This is a genomic window from Flagellimonas sp. ABD4_174 (genome assembly GCF_056160185.1).
This window is the reverse complement of sequence record NZ_JBSWWP010000001.1, coordinates 1169990-1192252: the sequence shown is the minus strand read 5'-3', so window position 1 is coordinate 1192252 and position 22263 is coordinate 1169990. Positions and strand designations below refer to the sequence as shown.

The 22263-nt window shown below is 42.0% G+C and carries 17 protein-coding genes; 6 read left to right on the top strand and 11 right to left on the bottom strand.

What is annotated here, in order from left to right:
• Positions 1–132: 132 nt before the first annotated feature.
• Complete coding sequence (locus ACXAFK_RS05230; protein WP_474957030.1) at positions 133–894, bottom strand: 3-keto-disaccharide hydrolase; 762 nt, start codon at positions 892–894, stop codon at positions 133–135.
• A gap of 158 nt (positions 895–1052) precedes the next feature.
• On the opposite strand from ACXAFK_RS05230, the gene trxA reads away from it, so the two are divergent.
• Entirely contained in the window at positions 1053–1352 is a 300-nt protein-coding gene (gene trxA / locus ACXAFK_RS05225; protein WP_474957029.1) for a thioredoxin, read from the top strand.
• Positions 1353–1366: 14 nt separating this feature from the next.
• Here the strand turns inward: trxA and ACXAFK_RS05220 are convergent, their stop codons facing one another.
• From ACXAFK_RS05220 to ACXAFK_RS05195, 6 genes are all read right to left on the bottom strand, one after another.
• Positions 1367–2227 carry a universal stress protein gene (locus ACXAFK_RS05220; RefSeq protein WP_474957028.1) on the bottom strand — a complete coding sequence of 287 codons (861 nt, stop codon included), beginning with the start codon at positions 2225–2227 and terminating at the stop codon, positions 1367–1369.
• 5 nt (positions 2228–2232) lie between these two features.
• Complete coding sequence (locus ACXAFK_RS05215; protein ID WP_474957027.1) at positions 2233–3078, bottom strand: universal stress protein; 846 nt, start codon at positions 3076–3078, stop codon at positions 2233–2235.
• 160 nt (positions 3079–3238) lie between these two features.
• A complete protein-coding gene (locus tag ACXAFK_RS05210) occupies positions 3239–4957 on the bottom strand; it encodes a DUF885 family protein (RefSeq protein WP_474957026.1) in 1719 nt (572 codons plus the stop codon).
• Between the two features lie 12 nt (positions 4958–4969).
• Positions 4970–5977, bottom strand: a complete 1008-nt coding sequence (locus ACXAFK_RS05205) for a 4-hydroxyproline epimerase (protein ID WP_474957025.1) — start codon at positions 5975–5977, stop codon at positions 4970–4972.
• 3 nt (positions 5978–5980) lie between these two features.
• Positions 5981–7504, bottom strand: a complete 1524-nt coding sequence (locus ACXAFK_RS05200; protein ID WP_474957024.1) for an aldehyde dehydrogenase (NADP(+)) — start codon at positions 7502–7504, stop codon at positions 5981–5983.
• Positions 7501–8424 (bottom strand): dihydrodipicolinate synthase family protein, encoded by a 924-nt coding sequence (locus ACXAFK_RS05195; protein ID WP_474957023.1) that lies wholly within the window; start codon positions 8422–8424, stop codon positions 7501–7503. Before ACXAFK_RS05195 ends, ACXAFK_RS05200 begins: the two co-directional genes overlap by 4 nt.
• A gap of 133 nt (positions 8425–8557) precedes the next feature.
• Here ACXAFK_RS05195 and ACXAFK_RS05190 point away from each other — a divergent pair, with 133 nt between their 5' ends.
• Positions 8558–9400, top strand: a complete 843-nt coding sequence (locus tag ACXAFK_RS05190) for an AraC family transcriptional regulator (protein ID WP_369884243.1) — start codon at positions 8558–8560, stop codon at positions 9398–9400.
• Between the two features lie 69 nt (positions 9401–9469).
• Complete coding sequence (locus tag ACXAFK_RS05185; protein ID WP_474957022.1) at positions 9470–10846, top strand: exonuclease domain-containing protein; 1377 nt, start codon at positions 9470–9472, stop codon at positions 10844–10846.
• Between the two features lie 63 nt (positions 10847–10909).
• Here ACXAFK_RS05185 and aceA read toward each other — a convergent pair whose 3' ends face one another.
• Both aceA and aceB read right to left on the bottom strand, forming a co-directional pair.
• On the bottom strand, positions 10910–12190 hold the full coding sequence (gene aceA / locus ACXAFK_RS05180) for an isocitrate lyase (RefSeq protein ID WP_474957021.1): 1281 nt from the start codon (positions 12188–12190) through the stop codon (positions 10910–10912).
• 86 nt (positions 12191–12276) lie between these two features.
• Positions 12277–13875 carry a malate synthase A gene (aceB, locus tag ACXAFK_RS05175; RefSeq protein WP_474957020.1) on the bottom strand — a complete coding sequence of 533 codons (1599 nt, stop codon included), beginning with the start codon at positions 13873–13875 and terminating at the stop codon, positions 12277–12279.
• A gap of 127 nt (positions 13876–14002) precedes the next feature.
• Between aceB and ACXAFK_RS05170 the strand changes: the two genes are divergently transcribed.
• Positions 14003–15478 (top strand): helix-turn-helix domain-containing protein, encoded by a 1476-nt coding sequence (locus ACXAFK_RS05170; protein ID WP_474957019.1) that lies wholly within the window; start codon positions 14003–14005, stop codon positions 15476–15478.
• A 1-nt stretch (position 15479) separates the two neighbouring features.
• Here ACXAFK_RS05170 and ACXAFK_RS05165 read toward each other — a convergent pair whose 3' ends face one another.
• Together ACXAFK_RS05165 and ACXAFK_RS05160 are read right to left on the bottom strand one after the other, a co-directional pair.
• Positions 15480–16256: an aldose epimerase family protein gene (locus tag ACXAFK_RS05165; protein WP_474957018.1), complete on the bottom strand. Its 777-nt coding sequence runs from the start codon at positions 16254–16256 to the stop codon at positions 15480–15482.
• 15 nt (positions 16257–16271) lie between these two features.
• The gene (locus ACXAFK_RS05160; RefSeq protein WP_474957017.1) at positions 16272–17513 is read right to left on the bottom strand and encodes an ABC transporter permease; all 1242 of its coding nucleotides are present in this window, start codon (positions 17511–17513) and stop codon (positions 16272–16274) included.
• Positions 17514–17516: 3 nt separating this feature from the next.
• Between ACXAFK_RS05160 and ACXAFK_RS05155 the strand changes: the two genes are divergently transcribed.
• Complete coding sequence (locus ACXAFK_RS05155; RefSeq protein WP_474957016.1) at positions 17517–18740, top strand: exo-beta-N-acetylmuramidase NamZ family protein; 1224 nt, start codon at positions 17517–17519, stop codon at positions 18738–18740.
• 81 nt (positions 18741–18821) lie between these two features.
• Entirely contained in the window at positions 18822–22259 is a 3438-nt protein-coding gene (gene mfd, locus ACXAFK_RS05150; RefSeq protein ID WP_474957015.1) for a transcription-repair coupling factor, read from the top strand.
• The last annotated feature ends 4 nt before the right edge of the window (positions 22260–22263 follow it).

The window sequence follows — 22263 nt, the reverse complement described above, 5'->3', positions numbered from 1 at the left end:
CGATTGTTCTTAATAAGTAGGAGCAAGTTTGATTTGAACGTGAAACCTGTAAATGAAAGTTTACAGGTTTTTTCTTGTCCTATCTTAGCTGGAAAAACCAGGTTCAATAAATTTAATGGGGAATCTTTCGAACTACAGCTCCCTAATTTTAATATTCCTGAACCAAGTCTCAAAATACCAATATTGCAGAGAAATCTTGCCTTCGGTAGTTTTTCCGAATTCCGGATATTTGGATAAATGGGTGCCTTTTATCTTTTCTCTCCACTCGTCCGAACCCAAGTCTTCCTCTGCTGTAAGAATACCGTTCAAATAAAACTCAATTTTGCCATCGACTTGTTTTATTCTTGTCCTGTTCCAGTCTCCTTGTTTTACTTCTACCTTATTTTGTTGTGGTAAAAATGCATACAGACATCCGGGGCGTTTAACTGGAACATCGTAATCCATGTGGTCGGCACCCAAAATTTGATATTCTGGACCACTCTGCCATGCCGTGGGGACATCTGGCAGTTCCTGTACGTTTATAAAAATACCGCTGTTTCCATTTCCGACGACCTTCCATTCCAACAAAAGCTCATAGTTCGAATATGATGTATCGGTAACCAGATCGCCTGCGGATAAAGATTCGTTCTTTGTGTTGCTATGCAATGTCCCATCTTCTACTTCCCAAACCGAATCAGCCGTTGGATAATTGTACAAATGCCATCCATCCAAGGTCTCTCCATCGAACAGCAATTCCCACCCTTGCTCCTTTTCGACTTCCAGTAATTTATTGTGCACCGCATTTTCCATTGCTTCCTTTTTAGTGCGCCATGTGTTGGTTTCTTGCTCTTTTTTCTCTGTCTTACAGGATAGAATCACCACTACCAGAATACTTCCAAATATTTTCTTGTTCATAAAGGTTCAAAGAATTTTCAAATGTGCTGTGCTTAAAGATAGAAAAAGTAATCTACTCACTTTTGCCGACCTTCACTATAATGGGTAAAGCAAAGGTGACCTAGGTCACTTAGAAAAAAATGGGGTTTTTATACCTTGCGATATCAATTCTAAAAACAATGAAAGGAAATTTTGCAACATTGATCAACAGTGAGCAGTTAACACTGATCGATTTTTCTGCCGAATGGTGCGGTCCCTGTAAAATGTTGGCTCCTATTTTAAAACAGGTAAAAGATGAAATGGGCGATAATCTAAAAATTGTAAAGATCGATGTGGACAAAAATCAAAGTCTGGCCAATACGTATCAGGTAAGAGGGGTTCCAACCCTGATTTTCTTTAAAAACGGTGAACAACTCTGGAGGAAATCCGGAGTACTCCAAAAAGCAGAACTGGTTCAGCTTGCCAAGTCCTTCTTATAAATAAACCGTATCCATTATTCAAATAAATGAATCACCAAAAATGGCACTGTGGTATTAAAGGTTACTTTTTTAATCACAGGCTCACGGGTCAGTCGCTCAAAAAAAGTATGGTCCTGATTGATCATTACTACCATGTCCAGAGCCCTATCCATGTCAACGACCTTTTGTATGGTTCGGTTTACGGAGTCCTCTTTTTCAACCTCAAAAAATTCATATTCAACATTTGTCAACCGTTTTTCCAGTGCCAATTTGGAGGCTTTTTGTTCTGGCGTTAGGTTATCCATACGTCCTACGTGGGCAATCCATAATTTGGCATTGAAATGCTCTGCCAAGCTCAAAACCGGTTTCAGTTCATAGTTTTCGAACAGGTGCTCGTACCCGGTGGCCAAGAGAATGGCATCCATTTTACCATCAGGTCGATAATCGTCCGGAACCGCAATTATGGGGCAAAAATCGATATCCTTGATCACTTTGTAGGTGTTACTTCCCATAAATACTTCCTTTAATCCTGAAGACCCCTTGGTTCCCATGACCACATAATCTATTTCTTCCTTGTAAACTGTTTTTCCCACGGCATTTACCAAGGTACCAGCAACTGACCGTAGAATAAACCGATGTTCTGGATCGGTATCGATTTCCTGAATTTTTTTCAACTCTTGGTTGAGCTCACGTTCGGATTGTTCTTTCATCAAGTTATAAAGTCGCGTATCGTTGGCCCCTGCCATTTTAGTGGACAGTCCTGATGCACCCACTTGGTAGGAGTTAAGGAGAAAGAAATCGCAAGGAACGCCCTTAAAGGTTTTTAAAGCATAAGCTATGGCGTTCCAAGAGTTTTTGGAAAAATCCGTTGGCAGTACAATCCGCTTCTTTTTCATCTTGTTCATCTTTTTAAATTCTGCATTACCATAAACGGTATCTTGATCTTTAAGCCGAGCAGGTCCACCGTTGATCTATACAGCATGTCTTCAAAAAAAGAATGTCTTGAATTCATCATAACCAACATGCCCGCCTCTTTTTCCGCTATTTTTTCGAGTATAACTTCTGCCTTGTTTTTAATGGGTGCTGTTTCAAAATACAGATAGGGCTTAGTAAGGGTCTCTTCCAAGAACAGCTTGTTGTCCGCTTGTCGGGGACTGAGCTCATCAAAATCGGTGATGTACAAACAATGCACTTTGGATTTAAACTTGCCGGCCAGGTCTCCCAATAATTTAAGTTCCCTACGTTTATAAGGCAGTAAATAATCGGTCGGGAAAAGAATCGCTTTTGGTTGTTTGTATTCAAAACCCTCTGGCACGGCCAAAACAGGACATTTTACATACTTGAATATTTCTATGGTATAACTACCGAACGTTGTTTTATGATCACTGGTTTCCCCTTTGGTTCCCATGATCACCAAATCGATATTCATTTCATCCACAAAATCATTGATACCGTCGACCAGATTATCAAAACAGGCTACGGTTTCAAAATTATGCAGTGGGTTGGGTGGTTCCCCTATAACAGAATCGATCAATTCATCCAGTTTTCGCTCAACGACCTGCTTTTTCTCTTCTTTAATTTTATCAATTCCGTCTTTGTTTGCCGTATTGTACTCTCCATATACCTCTTCGGCAAAGGCATGCAGCACAAAAAAACAACTGCGCTCACATTTGTACAGCTCTTGGGCATACTGTAGTGCATGCAGTGCATTTTTGGAAAAATCGGTAGGGATCAGTATGGTTTTCATGGGTTCCTCGCTTTTCCCAAAGATAGCCCCCAATAAAGTGCAATAAAATGATATTGGTCAATCCCAAAGCCTATGCAACAACCCGCAGCGTTTTATCCTAAAGTCATTTACCTATAAAAAGTGCAAATTGAAAAATACAACCCGAAAACCTATTTCCACATTAATTGAATGCCGTAGAAAACTTCCAACTGGTTTTGTGGTTTTTATTTAATGGCAAATCCAATAACAGGCTTCTTAACATTTCGATGGGCATTCTGCCTTCGTGCATCACCAGGTCGTGGAATTCCTTCTCTGACCAACCTTCTGCCAAAAGCTCATTTCGAAGGGCATAAAATTGCAGCCCCCCCATCATATAGGCCAATTGATACAAGGGTGGATAACTGGTGGTAAAGGAACGTCGGACTTCGCCTTCGGCATTGGCGTATTCGTGACCAACCTCATCCACCAACATATCGATACACTCCTGTGGTGTCATTTCCCCCATATGGAACTTGAGCGAAAATATAATCCGTGCACAGCGGTGAATCCTCCAGAACAACATCCCCATTTTTTGTTCAGGTGTCTGAGGAAACCCTTTGTTCCAAAGAATTATTTCCCAATACAAGGCCCATCCTTCGGTCCAAAATGGAGTGTAAAATGCATTTCGATAAGGTTTATGGCGACTGGTCATAAAATACTGGAGGTTATGCCCTGGTAACAACTCGTGATGGACAACGGCTCTCGAGAAATTGGGATTATTGCCACGCATGCTCATCATTTTGTAATCATGGTCCATTTCCTGCGTTGGGTATGATATGATGATATCCCTTCCCCCCAAAAAGAAAGGGCTTACCTTTTGCCTTTCCGGGCTCATCATTTCCATTCCCCATGTTTCTTTGGCCAGTTCGGGCAATGTGATTAAATCGCGCTCCTCAATAAAATCGACCGATTCCTTATAAAGTTTCATAATGGCCTCTGGCTGCTCTCCTTCGGGAACATAGGTGTTTTTTACATGCTCTAGTGCCGCCTTCCAATCATCTCCATAACCCAACTCTCGAGAGGCTTTGATCATTTCTTGCTTGCACCATTCATATTGGGTTTGGGCCACTTTAATGAGTTCCTCCGGCGTGTAAGGAATAAACTCCATCTCCAAGCTTTCTTGCAGTGCATCTATACCAATAGGTTTGCCCACAATACCACTACCATCGTCCTTAACACTGTTCTGAGAATAATTTTCTTTTAGGAATTCCGCATAGACCGTCAATTTATCATACAATAAGTTATAGGGCCTATCCACCCACCATGTAAAATCCGGGTCGTAACTGTAATAGAAATCAAAAGCATTTTTTAATCCTTTTTGAAAGGAAATTACAACGGATGATGCTTTATCCGCAGTTTGCCAATCTTTAAAAGGTTTACTGTTTGATGGCCGCATTGCATTGTCCAAAACTTTGGTCGCATCTTGCATGATTTTTGCCAAATTCTTGGCATCCGGCCTTTTTCCTCTTCGTCTCTCTTGAATAAAAGAAAGCAATGGGGCAGTAAAATCTACCACATGTGCCACTTCTAAATATTTTTTGTATTCCTGGTCAAGAAAATAGTCCGCTTTGGTCACGGAGTTTTTTAAAAGGATATAATCCACTTTTTCCTGTTGGTTCAAAGTGGAGAAATCCATTTTCTCCAATCGATTATGCCAATTATCATAAAATTTGTTGAAGCGCTCATAATACTCTTCGGATTCTTCCATGATGTAGATATGGTTCAATGCCCTGGTATCTGCCCTAAACTCATCGATCCTATCCGCCAGATCACTATTCTGTGCCATAGCTTGAAGCGAAAATAGAAGTGCGACCATCCACATGGTTCTATTTCCCAAAAAATGCATTGATTTGTTTTCCATATCTCTTGATTTTTATATCACTTGAAACCCGTGTGCGTAGGGATCATCATCATCGATAACAATAGTATTGTACCCTGTAACCTGCGCCCAACCTTGAATACTGGGTATAATGGCTTTTTTATCCGCCAAGACCGATTCCTTTTCTACAATTCCAACAAACTTACTACCAATAAAACTTTCGTGGATATAAGGTTCACCAACCTTCAACTTGCCCTTGGCAAATAATTGTGCCATACGGGCCGAAGTGCCTGTGCCGCAAGGGGAGCGATCGATTGCTTTATCCCCGTAAAAAACGGCATTTCTTCCAGAAGATGTTGGGTCTATGGGGTCACCGGTCCAAAGCATATGGCTCACATCCCTAATGGTACTATCTTCCGGATGTATAAATATATTCGGATATTTCTCATTGATACGCTTTCTTACTACTTGGGAATAATGTATAATTTGACCTGCGGTAAAATTATGTACTCCTTCAAAGTTTTTCTGTTGATCTACTATTGCATAATAATTTCCGCCGTAGGCCACATCAAAAATCAACTCGCCCAGCTCAGGGCATTCTACGGTCAGGTTTTCTTCCGCCAGGTACGATTTCACATTGACCAAACGAACCCAATCCACTTTTTTTCCGGTTTGCCGGTATTCGATTTCCACCAAACCAGCCGGTGCTTCCATTCGGATTTTTCCCGGAACTTTAGGTTCAATGAGCCCTTCTTCCAAGGCTACGGTAATGGTGCCTATGGTTCCGTGCCCGCACATAGGCAAACAACCGGAGGTTTCAATAAACAGTATGGCAAAATCGTTTGCCGGATCGTGCGGTTCGAGCAAGACACTGCCACTCATCATATCATGGCCACGGGGTTCGAACATCAACCCCCTTCGAATCCAATCGAAATCCTTTAAAAAATGTTGCCGCTTCTCGCTCATGTTCTTACCCTGTAAATTTGGGGCTCCACCGGCAACTACCCTTACGGGGTTTCCGCAGGTATGGGCATCTACACAAAAAAATGTTTTTCTCGCCACTAGCTATTTTTTTAAATGGTCCGGCAACAACTCCATGGGAAACGATTGATAGCTAATCGGTCTTACCCATCGTTTTATGGAATGGGTTCCAACCGCGGTAAATCTGGAGTCGGTAGATGCGGGATATGGCCCTCCATGTTGCATGGACGGACATACTTCCACTCCTGTTGGAACTCCGTTGTAAATTATTCTTCCAACTCTGTTTTGAAGGGAATCCACTATCTCCACAAGGTTTAAATCGTCATCTTTTTCTGCGATCAAAGTGCCTGTGAGCTGGCCTTCCAATCCATCGATAATCTGGATAAGCTCTGCTTCGCTTTTACACTGGACCACCATACTGAATGGCCCAAAAACTTCTTCGTGCATTTTAGGGTTCTTTAAAAAGGCTTCGCCAGAAACGGAGGCAATTACAGATGCGGCATCGTTGGGATTTAGCTCCCCTACATATTTGGCAACTACTTCGACTCCATCCTGCGACAGCACATCTTCTCCTTTTTTCAGGTATCCTTTTTTAATATTCGGATGCAACATACTTTGTGGTGCAATAGCAATGGTCTCCTTTGCCAAGTTTTGAACAAATTGCTCGGTATCGGCAGTTTTAATAGTCAGCAAAAGTCCTGGATTTGTGCAAAATTGCCCAGTTCCCAAGGTGATGGAACCTGCATAGGTCTTGGCCAGTTCGTTTCCCCGTTTGGAAACGGCTCTTGCCGTAATGATCACCGGATTGATGCTTCCCATTTCTGCGAAAACCGGTATGGGTTCTTCACGTTTTGTTCCCAAATCGAAAAGTGCCCTACCTCCACCAATACTTCCGGTAAACCCAACGGCCTTTATTTTAGGGTGCTTTACCAAATCTACTCCAGCTTGAACGCCTCCGTTTATACTGGAAAAAACGCCTTGTGGCATTCCTGTTTTTTCGGCGGCCTTTACAATGGCCAGAGCCACTAGTTCGTTGGTACCAGCGTGCATGGGGTGCGCCTTTACCACAACTGGACATCCTGCAGCAAGGGCACTTGCTGTATCCCCGCCTGCCGTTGAGTATGCCAAGGGAAAATTACTGGCCCCAAAAACGGCAACTGGCCCCAATGGTATCATGGTTTTTCGAAGATCATCCTTTGGCATAGGTTTCCTGTCCGGCTGTGCGGCATCGAAAGTATTTTCGCGCCAGTCATCGTTCGCAATCAATTCGGCAAAAGAGCGTAATTGAAAAACGGTCCTCCCCCTTTCACCAATGGCACGTCCTTCCGGCAAACCGGACTCCAACATATACGTATCCACCAAAACCTTGTCCAAAGCTAAAATCTCGTCTGCAATCGCATTAAGAAACTCTGCTCGCATCTTTCCGGGCATCTTTCTGTATATTTTAAAAGCCGACCATGCCTTCTCCACGGCCGCTTCTATTTCATCCGAAGTCGCCTCGATGTGCACTGTAGGGTTTTGAACATTTTTTTTGGGATCAACGGTTCTAAATTCAACATTACCATCTGCTTTAAATTTCCCTGCTATACAGTTTTTACCTGTAATCATATTATGCTATTTATATTTTTATAATCCGGTAGTTCCGGTCTGTTTCTCATTGCCGTTTCAATCACATTTAGCACTCTTGCCCTTTCCGCTCCCTCCAAAGGCAAGCGAGGAGCCCGAACATGTTCCGTACCAATGCCTGTGGCCACCTCGGCCAGCTTTATGTTTTGAACCAATTGAGGGCTAATATCCAACTCCAATAGTGGCATAAACCATCTATAAATTTTAAGCGCTTCTTGAATTCTGTTGGCCTTCACCAACTCGTAAATGGCCACGGTTTCTGCTGGAAAAGCACAAACCAATCCAGCAACCCACCCTACTGCTCCAATAACCAAGCTTTCCATTCCAAGGGTATCCACTCCCGTGAACACCTTTATTCTATCCGCAAATCTATTTTGTATTCGAATAACATTGGTAATATCCCGGGTCGATTCTTTTATGGCTTCTATATTCTCACATTCGATCAACTCCTCCAACATATCCAAAGTTACCTCTATTTTATAATCCACTGGGTTATTGTACAACATAATAGGTAGGGAAGTACTGTTGGCCACCGCTTTAAAGTAAGTCACGGTTTCCCTATCGGTGGATTTGTAACGCATCGGTGGCAAAAGCATCAATCCATCTGCACCTGATTTTTCGGCCCTTTGAGCTGCTGCAATAGCCCCCTTGGTGCTTTGCTCTGCCACATTCATGATCACAGGAATTTTTCCTTCCGTTAGTTCTACACATTTCCTGATCAGGATTTCCTTTTCTTCTTGCTCCAAGGTGCTAGCCTCACCCAAAGTGCCCCCTAAAATAATCCCGTGTACACCAGCTTCGATTTGTGCTTGAATATTTTTTTGGAACATTACAAGATCCAAAGCATCCTCTTTTGTAAACTTTGTTGTTACCGCAGGCATTACGCCTTCCCATTTTACCATAGTTTCTAAAATTATATGATTTAAAATTACAAAGAGACCGGAAAGGTAGTTTATAGTATTATTAGCATATTTTGATACTATATTACCCTATTTTTGACATCAAACTTGTAATTAAATTAATTTAAGCTCACCCATGAAGGTCTTACCCTTTAAAATCCCAAAACCAAAAAATGAAGCTCTCGTTTATCAAATTGATAGGGAACATGTTTTTTATGACCAATTGCACCAACATGGAGAAATCCAGATCAGTTATGTGGAAAAAGGTTCAGGTACATTGATCGTAGGCGACCGTATAAACGATTACAAAGCTGGGGACATTCTTGTAATCGGCAGTTACATTCCTCATGTGTTCCGAAGTGATGCCCGGCACAAAGAGGAGTCCTTAATGCACACCCTTTTTTTTAATCAAGATGCCTTTGGCAAAGACTTTTTTCAACTGGCAGATCTATCGTCCACCCAAAATTTCTTTAAAAAAGCGGAGTTTGGTATGATGGTCTTGACTCAAAAAACTAAAATAATCCCCCTGTTCGATTCACTGTCCAAACAAAGCAAAGTGGAACAGATCTCCTCACTATTATTGATTATACATTATATCAACAAGTCCAAAACCGTTCCGCTTTCTTCTTTTATCTACAGAAAAAGTTTTTCGGACGACGAGGGAAAACGAATGGGCAAAGTTTATGACTATGCCATGGAGAAATATGGTGAGAACATCACCTTGGAGGAAATTGCTGAAAGGGCCAACATGACGAAGAATGCTTTTTGCAGATATTTTAAAAAACGAACCAACAAGACATTTTTTCAATTTTTGATCGAGATACGAATCGAGAATGCCTGTAAACTGATGCTTAAACAACCTGAGCTGTCGATCGGGACCATAGCCGAACAATGCGGGTTTAACAATATTGCCAATTTCAACCGAAAGTTTAAAACATACAAACATTGTACACCAACACAGTACCGTGCGCAATTTTAATACAGTGAACCTAGTTTTGGAAGCTGTTGAGTTTATCCATAATTTCATTCTTTTATTAGAGTCAGTAATTTGTACACTATAATCGACATAGAGACAACGGGAAACGGAGTCAAGGGCAACAAGATCACCGAAATATCCATTTTTAAATATGATGGAAATCAAATTGTGGATGAATTCACTTCTTTGGTGAACCCGCAAAGCCCCATCCCCTATTTTATTACCGGGCTCACGGGAATCGATGATCAAATGGTACAAAATGCCCCAACTTTCCTTGAGATTTCCGAAAATATAATGAGTATTACGGAGGGCTGTATTTTTGTGGCGCACTCCGTTAATTTTGATTACGGGGTGATCAAGGAAGAGTTTCGGCAAATTGGAATTGACTTTACTCGCAAAAAACTCTGCACGGTACGTTTGTCCAGAAAGTTGATTCCAGGTCTCCATTCGTACAGTTTGGGCAAATTATGCTCCGCCATCGAGATTCCATTAACGGACCGGCACCGTGCACGAGGAGATGCACACGCTACGGTTCTTCTATTTGAGCAACTCTTGGCAAAACCGGATTCGGAAACGGTGTTCAAAAAGTTTTTGAACGCCCGAAGCCAAGAAGCTACCCTTCCGCCCCATTTGCCCAAATCGGTATTTGACCGTATTCCCCAGAAACCGGGCATCTACTATTTTATGAACCAAAAAGGGGAGATTATTTATGTGGGAAAGGCCATTAACCTAAAAAAACGGGTGTTGGGACATTTTTACGACAAAAGCCGAAAAGAAATTCAAATGTGCAGCGAGACGGCCAACATTGATTTTAAACTCGCGGGGAGTGAACTGGTAGCTCTTTTAATGGAATCTGCGGAGATCAAACGGCTATTCCCACCCTATAACCGTGCCCAAAAAAGAATGGGAAAGCAGTACGCCATATTCTCTTATGAGGACCGGAACGGAATAACACACCTGGCTTTCAACACTATTAAAGGGGTGCCCGACCCATTGAAGATCTTTCATAACCAAACGGATTGCAGAGCGTATCTCGAGGAGATATGCAAAAGCTTTTCGTTGTGTCCAAAATACTGTCATCTACAACAGACCACATCGGCCTGTTCCCATCATCAAATTACCACATGCCAAGGCATTTGCAAGGGAGAAGAATCCGTTGCCGATTATAACGGAAAAGTGCAGGAAGCAATACAACACATGAAAATGCTCGCTTCCGAAGTGAGGGTTATCAAAGAAAAAGGAAGAGAAGCCAATGAAAACGCCATAATCCTAATAGCCGATGGTGTGTACAAGGGCTTTGGATTTATTGATACGGACATTGAAATTTCTTCTTTAGAGGATCTAACGGCTTTTATCATTCCTCAAAAACATACGGTGGAAACGGAAAGCATACTTACACAATACCTTTTAAAAGAGCCGACCACCCAAATATTTAACGTCGCCACATAAAAATGCCCCCAAAATCGGGGGCACTTTAAAACACAAATAACTACAACAAGTTAAAGTAAAGTATTATTTAAACTGAGCAGTTTCCGTACTATCTTTCATGGCCATGGTGCTCGCTTTTCCTGAAGTAACCACGTTTTGCACCATATCAAAATAGGACGTACCCACAAAACCTTGGTGTTTTACCGCTTTAAAGCCGTCTTTTTGCAAAGCAAACTCACGTTCTTGCAATTCTGAATAACCGGCCATACCCCTTTCTTTATAGGATTTTGAAAGTTCGAACATACTGGTGTTCAGGGCATGGAAACCGGCAAGGGTAATAAATTGGAACTTGTAGCCCAAAGCGGCGAGTTCTTCTCTGAAGCTCTCCATATCCTTTACGGATAGTTTTGCAGCCCAATTAAAGGATGGCGAACAATTATAGGCCAACATTTTGTCTGGATATTTACTGTGGATGGCCTCAGCAAATTTTCGTGCCTGTTCCAAGTCGGGGTTCGAAGTTTCCAACCAAATCAAATCGGCGAATGGAGCATAGCTCAGTCCACGGTCGATACCTTGATCTAGACCATTGTTCACATAAAAGAAGCCTTCTGGAGATCTTTCGCCCGTTAAAAATTTATGATCTCTGTCATCAATATCACTGGTCAACAGATTTGCCGCATCAGCATCGGTACGAGCAATAATTATTGATGGCACACCCATTACATCGGCAGCCAATCGAGCTGCAATTAACTTATTTATGGCTTCTTGGGTCGGTACCAGAACCTTTCCCCCCAAGTGCCCACATTTTTTGGCAGAACTTAACTGGTCTTCAAAATGCACTCCGGAGGCTCCGTTCTCTATCATGGATTTCATCAATTCATAGGCATTGAGGTTACCTCCAAAACCTGCTTCTGCATCGGCCACGATAGGCACCAAATAATCTTTTTTCGCCTCGATTTCGTTTACCGTTTGAATTTGATCGGCGCGCAAAAGGGCATTATTGATCCGTTTAACCACCATGGGCACGCTATTGGCCGGATACAATGATTGATCGGGATACATTTCCCCAGCCAGATTGGCATCTGCCGCTACTTGCCATCCGCTCAAATAAATGGCGTCCAGTCCGGCCTCGACTTCCTGTATGGCCTGGTTACCGGTCAATGCGCCCAGACCAGCGACAAAATCTTGGGTATTCAATTTTTTCCATAGCTTTTCGGCACCTAAACGTGCAATGGAATGGTCTATCTCATAAGACCCCCGAAGCTTTATAACTTCTTCTGCGGTATACGGGCGTTCCACACCTTTCCATCGCGGGTTAACGGTCCAATCTGTTACCAATGCTTGAATTTTCTCCTTTTTTTCCATAATTTTATAATTCGAAATTTGACTTGAATCCCAGGTAATGTTCGCGCATTCTTGGGATTTTTTTTGATTAATACGCTTTGTTTAAGTTATATCTCACGATAGGCCTTGGTGGTCAGAAATTCTTCAAACTTATCTGCCCTCACCAGCTTATCGAACAATTTGATGGCTTCATCAAATTTGGTATTGTGCAAATTGCCCTCACCTACCAAGTGTCGGATTTTTGCGATTTCTTCTTCCAATAGTTTTGTATAGAGAGCTTCGGTCAGTTTTCTACCATCATCCAACCTAACCGTAAACTTTAGCCATTGCCACAGTTGTGTCCTGGAGATTTCGGCCGTTGCCGCATCTTCCATTAAGTTATTGATGGCCACACACCCGTTGCCCCGCAACCAAGACTCCATGTACAGTATGCCAACGGAAATGTTCTTACGGACCCCTTTTTCGGTAACTGTACCTTTGGGAATGGCAAGTAGATCGGAAGCCGCTATTGAATCTTCTTCTCGCAGCACATCGTGTTGATTTGCACTGGGCATGTGCGCATCAAAGATATCCTTGGCAATTTTCACCAACCCGGGATGCGCCACCCATGTGCCATCGTGCCCGTTTTTAACCTCTCTTTCCTTATCCAATCGTACTTTTTCAAGTGCCTTTTCATTGGCAATGGGGTTGTTGTTGATAGGTATTTGTGCTGCCATACCGCCCATTGCATGAATACCTCTTTTATGACAACGCTGTATCACCAGTTTTGAATAGGCATCCATAAAGAGCACTGTCATGGTCACCTGATCTCTGTCCGGCAAAATAAATTCGGGATGATTCTTAAATTTTTTGATGTAGGAAAAAATATAATCCCATCGGCCACAATTAAGACCTACAATATGGTTTTTCAGCTCGTAAATGATCTCGTCCAATTGAAAACTGGCCGTTATGGTCTCTATTAAAACCGTTGCCTTGAAGGTTCCTACCGGAACGTTCAGGTATTCTTCAGCAAATGTCATTACCTCGTTCCACCATCTGGCCTCCAAGTAATGTTCCAACTTGGGCAAGTAGAAATATGGAGCGGATTTCCTGTTGCGCAATATCTCCGTGTTGTGGAACACATACAAACCAAAATCGACCAAACTGCCCGAAGCCTCCTCCCCATCGATCAAGATATGTCTCTCGTTCAAATGCAGTCCACGGGGCCTCACCAAGAGAACGGCTACCTCCTCGTTCAACTTATAGTTTTTACCTTTTTTTGAATCATAATAGGTAATGGTGCGTTTATTTGCATCTATTAAGTTCTGCTGGCCTTGCATACAATTATACCAAGTCGGGGCATTGCTGTCCTCAAAATCGGCCATAAAGGTCTTGGCGCCGGAGTTCAAAGCGTTGATCACCATTTTCCGGTCCACCGGCCCGGTAATCTCCACCCTTCTGTCCTGTAAATCTTCTGGAATTCCTTTTACCTTCCAATCTACGGTTCTTGTCTGTTCCGTTTCTTTGGGGAAATCCGGAAAAGTACCGGCATCAAATTGTGCTTGCCGCTTAGTTCGTTCGTCCAGCAACTGCAACCTTGATCTATTGAACTTTTGATGCAATGCGATCAAAAAATCAAAAGTCCGATTTGTCAACAGTTCTGGGTAGTAGTTCTTCACCTCTTTTGCAAATTGCAATTTGGTATTGGTCATAACTGCTTGTTCCATAGTACTTTTAAATTTATGAAACAAGGTTAACGCAAACGTTTGAAAAAAACAAGCGAACGTTCGCTAATTTTAATTTATTCGCTTTTTTTATCATATTCGCAAAAAGAACTATCTTTGATCGAGAAAAATGGAAGAAGAATATATTAAACTGATTTTTGGGCTCAAGCTCAAGCAGATACGGACCAAAAGAAAACTTTCGTTGTTTGGTTTGTCCAAACTATCCGGACTCTCCAAATCTTACCTCAACGAAATCGAAAAAGGGAAAAAGTATCCCAAAACGGATAAAATTGCCCTTCTGGCGGAAAAATTGGAAGTTCCCTACGATAATATGGTTTCCCTTAAGTTGGACAAAAATCTAGCTCCGGTCGGCGAATTGCTAAAGTCCAAAGTTTTGAAAGAACTTCCCTTGGAACTGTTCGGGATCAAGGAAAGTGACCTTATTGACATTGTAGCCAACGCCCCTACCAAGGTAAATGCTTTTATCAGCACCATTATTGAGATTGCCAAACACTATAACTTTGGCAAGGAAAGTTTTTACTTGGCCTCCTTGCGTTCTTTCCAAGAGGCCAGCAATAACTTTTTCCCCGAATTGGAGGAGGCGGCAGAGAATTTTATCAAAGCGTATCAGGTCAATTCTAAAAAGTCACCAACATCAACGGAACTAGAAGAAATATTGGTGGAGGAATATGGCTATTCCATTAATAATGACGAACTGACCCGATATAAGGAACTGGACAACCTACGGTCTATTTTTATCCCCAAAACAAAAACACTTTTGGTAGCGGACCATATCGATGAGGCACAACGGGCTTTTATCTATGCCAAAGAAATCGGGTACAATTATTTAAACATCGAAGAACGACTGTACACATTTACCTGGATCAAATTCAACAATTTTGATCAAGTGCTCAATAATTTTTACGCTTCTTATTTTGCTGGAGCTCTGGTCATCCCGAGGCACTTGATCAAACAAAATCTGGAGACCTTTTTAGCCCAACCAAAATTCGACAAATCGTTTCTTACCGAAATCAAGAACAGTTTTAATGCGTCACCGGAATCACTTTATCAGAGACTGACGAACATCTTGCCCAACGATTACCAGCTGGAAAACCTATTCTTTCTTCGGTTGGGGCATAAAGAAGGAAGCAATCGATTCCATATTACCAAAGAACTGCACCTTACCCACCACCATTCACCACACGGAAACGAATCCAACGAAAAATATTGTCGCCGTTGGGTCTCTATCCGGGTGTTGCAGGAAATTTCAAAAACATCGGCCGAGCACCTCATGGATGTTCAGATCTCCCATTACCCAAACGACGGTTTATCCTATCTTATTTTTTCCAGTGCTACGGCAGATCCATTTAAAAAAGACGAATATAGGAGTGTAAGTCTTGGACTATTGATCAATACAGAACTCCAAAAGAAAGTAAAGTTTTTGGATGATCCCAAAATAAAAACCTACAATGTTGGCGTTACTTGCGAGCGTTGTTCCATAAAAGATTGTGATGTAAGACAATCACCTCCTGTGGTGTTGCAAAAAAAACAACAGAACTTGAAAACCGAATCAGTAGTGGAAGAACTGCAGCAGAAATTCAGTTAGGTTACGCTTTTGGTTTTAACAGTACATTAAAAACAGCTTCGTCTTCCAATAGTTGAAATCCGTTGTGCAGATGGGACTGTTCCACGGCGTAAGGATAGAACGAAATCGGCTCGATACATACCATATTCCGAACTTCCGTCCAGCACATAAAATTTCCAAAACCTTTGGTCTCGATGGTAATCTCCTTTTCATCCTTTAGTGTGATGGAGGTACAATCCGCTACCTGCAGTGCCCTACTCCCAACAGCCAAAACTTCGTCCAAGGTTATTTCCCTGTTTTTGGTCACAATGGTGGGAGCACTGGAATACAACTTAAAAGTTGGATGATACCCCAACATAAAGGGCATTCCTTGCTCGCCGGTAATTCTAAAACCGATTTCCAACGAATCCTCATGCAACACAAACGATTTTTCAAACTTAAAATCATATGGCCAGATCAACGCTTCTTCAGTGGATTTTTCCGGGAACTTGGCATTGAAAACTTCAGTGCCCGCTTTATACTTTTTTTCGTAAACGGCTGTAGTATCCGAATGGTTTGCCAGTTCGTATTCCATTTGACGTAGATGACCATGTTGGTCCTGTACAGCAGGGCCTTTTGGGGTTTGAACCCTAAAACCGGCTTTGTTAACTGGCCCGATAATAGGGAACATTTCGGTATCCGAACTACTCCAACCCGGGCTTCCTTTTTGATGGATAAATTCAAATCCGTTAACCTTGTAACCGACCAACTCTCCTTTATCTATGCTTATTTCGCTTGTATTGTTTTTTAGCTGAATCATCTTCTTAATTTTTGGTTATTCGAACTGGATGGCTTTTACAGGTGTAATCTTTGTGATAATGTACGATGGGATCAAAAGCATTAACAAACAAAGTACCATGACCCCAATATTCAAAAATATAATTGTGGACAGATCCATATGTACGGGAATGTACTCAATATAATATTCTTGCGGGTTTGGAAATTTGAACATTCGATACCTGTCCTGAAGAAAAATAACACCCAATCCGATAAGGTTACCCCAAAATAGCCCAATGGCAATCAAATAGGCTGCGTTATATAAAAATACCTTTCGGATGCTCCAGTTCGCCGACCCCAACGCTTTAAGAATTCCTATCATTTGGGTACGTTCCAAAATCAAAACCAGTAAAGCGGTAATCATATTTATACCGCCCACAATGATCATAATCCCAATGATCAAAGCAATATTGAAATCAAAAAGTCCGATCCATTCAAAAATTCGGAAATACTTGTTCTTTATATTTTGGGTATCCAAAACAGAGATCGTTTTGTTATATATTTCGTTACTTTTTTCTTCAAGTTGGTCGAAATCCTCTATAAATACCTCAAAGTTTCCAATTTGATTTTCCTCCCATTTGTTCATTCGTTGGATATGTCGGATATCCACGAACACGTAGGTTTCATCAAACTCCTCGAAACCACTGTCATAAACACCCACAATATCGAACCGTCTATTATTCGGTGGCTTGGAGGCATCCCCATCCCTCAGAAAAAAGGAAAAAAAGCTATCACCGGTCTTTAGTTGCAACCTATTGGCCATTAATTTGGAGATCAACACCTCTTCGTTCAACTCATCGCTATAATCGGGCAACCTACCGTCCACCAGATATTCCTTGAACGTACTCCAATCATAATCCCTCCCAACCCCTTTGGCCAACATCCCTTCAAAAGTATCTGCAGTTCTAATAATTCCTCCTTTGGTGGCTACGGCCTGTACGTGCTTTATACCCTCAACGTTCAAAAACTCTGGATAAAAGTCCTGATCAATGGAAATTGGTTTCAAGGAAACCTCGGAGTTGTTATTATCAAAATTGGAAATTTGGATATGTCCGTTAAAGGCTGCAACCTTTTCTCGAACCTTGTTTTTAAGGCCCACACCTGTCGCTATGGCAATCAACATCATTACAACACCGATGGCAATTGCCGCAATGGCAATTTTTATAATCGGGGCGGAAATACTAATTTTATGCTCCTTCCCTGTAACAAGGCGTTTGGCTATAAATAATTCTAAATTCAACGAATGCCCATTTTATCTAGATTCAAAAGTACATTTTTATTGTTGTTTTTAATGCTTTCCGCATGCAAGGGTCAACAAAAAGAAGACAATTCCGATACCAAGGCACAAACAGCCACTCCCCCGTCCATAAAAGTGGCCGCCAACCGAACCGAGGCTTATGTTCCCCTTTTAAAAGAAAAATCAGTAGGAATTGTAGCCAACCCAACAAGCGTTATTTTCAAAGAAAAAGGCTACACACATTTGGTGGACTCTTTGCTTTCTCTAGGTGTCGATATTAAAAAAGTATTTGCCCCGGAACACGGTTTTCGAGGTACCGCAGATGCGGGAGAGCACGTGAAGGACGGTATGGATACGCGAACGGGACTGCCTTTAATTTCCCTTTATGGCAAAAATAAAAAACCTTCCAAAGAGCTACTCGAAGAGCTCGATGTTGTGGTTTTTGACATTCAGGATGTCGGGGTCAGGTTTTACACCTACATCGCCACACTGGAATTGGTAATGGAGGCTTGTGCCGAAAACAACAAGCCTATAATTGTGTTGGATAGGCCCAACCCCAACGGACATTATGTGGATGGCCCCACCATGATGAAGGAGCACACAGGATATTTGGGAATGAACACTATACCGTTGGTGTACGGGATGACGATGGGCGAATATGCCTTAATGCTGAACGGTGAAAAATGGATGGAAAACGGTATAAAAGCCGACTTAACAGTTATAGAACTCGAAAATTATACACACGATTCGGAGTACCATTTGCCTATCCGACCTTCCCCGAATTTGCCCAACGATACATCGATTACATTATACCCCAGCTTGGGACTTTTTGAGGGCACCAATGTGAATGCAGGCAGGGGCACCGAATCCCAATTTCAGCGCTATGGGGCATCCTTTATGGATAGTACGGCCTACGATTTCAGTTATGTTCCCAAACCTAATTTTGGCTCCAAATATCCTAAAGAAGAAGGCAAGACCTGCTACGGCAAAGATCTATCCAAAACGCCAAGGATGAACAAAGTAAGCATGGAGTGGATCATTGATGCCTACAACAACACCTTGGATAAATCAAAGTTCTTTTTAACCAATGGGTTTACCAAACATGCCGGCACGCCTTTGCTCCAACAACAGATTGAAGAAGGTATGACCAATGAAGAAATCCGGGCGACTTGGCAGAATGATCTGAAAGAATTCAAAAAGATCAGGGCAAAGTATTTGATCTATGATTAGTTTTTTGAATTGAAATTTTATCCAAAAAAACATTTCTTGTAAAAGATTTCACGATTTATCTTTGCCGCAAAGTTTTTTGGATTGACCAAAACCCCGATTTCCCAATTATACGAACAGTCTCCCGCACTTGGGAAACTGAGGAGCGCCATTGCCCAATCTCAAAGCAACTCTTCTGCAAGATCACAAAAAATCAATGTAAAAGGACTTGTGGGCTCATCGCTTTCTTTTATGATAACCGACACGTTCAAATCGGCAGACCTACCTTTTCTCCTAATTTTGAACGACAAGGAAGAAGCCGCCTATTATTTAAACGATCTGGAACAGCTCATCGGTGAAAAAGATGTGCTTTTCTACCCCGGAAGCTATCGCAGGCCATATCAAATAGAAGAAACCGATAATGCCAACGTACTTTTGCGTGCCGAAGTCCTAAACCGTATCAATTCCAGAAAAAAACCTGCGGTGATCGTTACCTACCCCGATGCACTATTTGAGAAAGTGGTTACGCGAAAGGAACTCGACAAAAACACTCAAAAGATTAAAATTGGCGACGAAATCTCTTTGGATTTCTTGAACGAAGTCCTTTTTGAATATCAGTTTAAACGAGTGGACTTTGTTACCGAACCGGGAGAATTTTCCGTTCGGGGCGGAATTGTGGATGTGTTCTCCTTCTCGCACGACGAACCTTATCGTATAGAGTTTTTTGGCGATGAAGTGGACAGTATTCGAACTTTTGATGTAGAAACACAACTCTCCACGGACAAAGTGAAGAAAATCACGATCATCCCCAATGTAGAGAACAAATTTACCGAGGAGATACGCGAAAGCTTTTTAAAATATGTTTCGGCAAGCACAGTGGTATTTGCCAAAAACCTGGCACTGATCTACGACCGAATCGATTCTCTTTTTGAAAAAGCGGAGGAAAGTTTCGCCAAATTGAGCCAAGAGATCAAACACGCAAAACCTAAAGAACTTTTTGCAGATTCGATTTTATTAAAAGCACAATTGGAGGATTATTTATGTGTTGAGATAGGCAATTCTTCCGTAAGTTCGGGGGCAGTCGAGAACCAGACAAAAGAACTTAGTTCGGCTACGCCCGGGACGACAGCTTCGATAATCCAATTCAATACCAAACCGCAACCCTCCTTCAATAAAAAGTTTGATCTGCTGATCGAAAATCTCAACGATAATCGGGATGGGGGTTACAGCAATTATATTTTCTGTTCCACGGAACAACAGGCCAAGCGTTTTCATGATATTTTTGATGAAGTGGACCAAACCGTCCATTATCAAACCATAATATTCCCGCTCTACCAAGGTTTTATTGATCAAGACCTGAAAATAGCCTGCTACACGGATCATCAAATTTTTGAGCGTTACCATAAGTTCCATTTAAAAAATGGCTATGCAAAAAAACAGGCCATTACTTTAAAAGAGCTCAACAAACTCGAAATTGGGGATTACGTGACCCATATTGACCATGGTATCGGCAAGTTTGGAGGATTGCAAAAAATTGATGTAGAGGGCAAAAAGCAGGAAGCCATTAAACTTATTTATGGCGATCGTGATATTTTATATGTGAGCATTCACTCATTGCACAAAATATCCAAGTACAACGGTAAGGACGGTGCACCACCAAAAATATTCAAACTGGGTTCTGCTGCCTGGAAAAAACTGAAACAAAAGACCAAGGCAAGGGTTAAGAAAATTGCTTTCGACCTTATTAAGGTTTATGCTAAGCGTAGACTCGAAAAAGGGTTCCAATATGCCCCGGACAGCTATCTGCAGCACGAACTGGAGGCATCCTTTATTTACGAAGACACCCCTGACCAAGAAAAGAGCACCCAAGATGTAAAAAAGGACATGGAAAGCGAACGCCCCATGGACCGTTTGATCTGTGGTGATGTAGGTTTTGGAAAAACCGAAGTTGCCATTCGTGCCGCATTCAAGGCCGTGGACAATGGCAAACAGGTCGCCGTTTTGGTACCTACTACCATTTTGGCCTTTCAACATAGCAGAACCTTTAAGGAGCGCTTAAAAGAAATGCCCGTATCGGTCGATTACCTCAACCGCTTCCGTACCGCTAAGGAGAAAAAGGATGTCCTGGAACGTTTGGCCGAGGGCAAAATAGATATCATTATAGGCACCCACCAACTTGTGAACAAGAACGTGCAGTTCAAAGATCTGGGATTGTTGATCGTGGACGAGGAACAAAAATTCGGGGTTGCTGTAAAAGAGAAGCTACGTTCCATAAAAGAAAATGTGGATGTGCTTACATTAACCGCCACTCCTATTCCGAGAACACTTCAATTTAGTTTGATGGCCGCTCGGGACCTATCCGTGATCAATACGCCACCGCCCAACCGCTACCCCATCGAAAGTCAGGTTATTCGTTTAAACGAAGAGGTTATACGCGATGCGGTATCCTACGAGATCCAAAGGGGCGGACAAGTATTTTTTATCCATAACCGCATAGAGAACATTAAAGAAGTTGCCGGAATGCTCCAACGTTTGGTACCCGATGCAAAAATTGGTATCGGACATGGTCAAATGGAAGGCAAAAAATTGGAATCCTTAATGCTTTCGTTCATGAACGGCGAGTTCGATGTATTGGTGTCCACCACGATTATAGAAAGTGGATTGGACGTAACCAACGCCAACACCATTTTTATTCATAATGCCAATAATTTTGGGTTGAGCGATCTACACCAAATGCGCGGGCGTGTAGGCAGAAGCAACAAAAAAGCCTTCTGTTACTTTATTACACCGCCTTACGAGGTTATGACCCCCGAAGCAAGGAAACGAATCGAAGCTTTGGAACAATTTACCGACTTGGGCAGTGGTTTTAACATAGCCATGAAAGATTTGGAAATACGAGGAGCGGGCGATCTTTTAGGAGGCGAGCAAAGTGGTTTCATAAATGAGATCGGTTTCGAGACCTATCAAAAAATATTGTCGGAAGCCATAGATGAACTTAAGGAGAATGAGTTCAAAGAATTGTATGAAGAAGTAGAGGGCGACAAAGAAAAAGTATATGTAAAAGAGATGCAGCTCGATACCGATTTTGAATTGCTCTTCCCTGATGATTACATAAACAACATAACCGAACGACTGAACCTTTACACCCAACTAAACAGTGTAGAGGACGAAGTAGGCCTACAAAAATTCGAGGCACAACTAGTAGATCGTTTTGGGGAGTTACCGGAACCTGCCGTGGATTTGATGAACTCCGTTCGTATAAAATGGATCGCCACCCATATAGGACTGGAAAAAGTGATCATGAAAAAAGGCAAGTTTATAGGTTACTTTATTGCCGACCAACAATCCAGTTTTTACCAAAGTCCTACATTCACCAAAGTATTGCAATACGCTCAAACACATCCGCAATTGGTAAAACTCAAGGAAAAACAGACCCGAAATGGACTCCGGTTATTGTTGGTTTTTGATAAAATAACAAGTGTGGAGAAGGCATTGAAGGTGTTGGAGCCGTTTACGCCTTCAAAAGAGAATGTTTCTGCATAAGGTA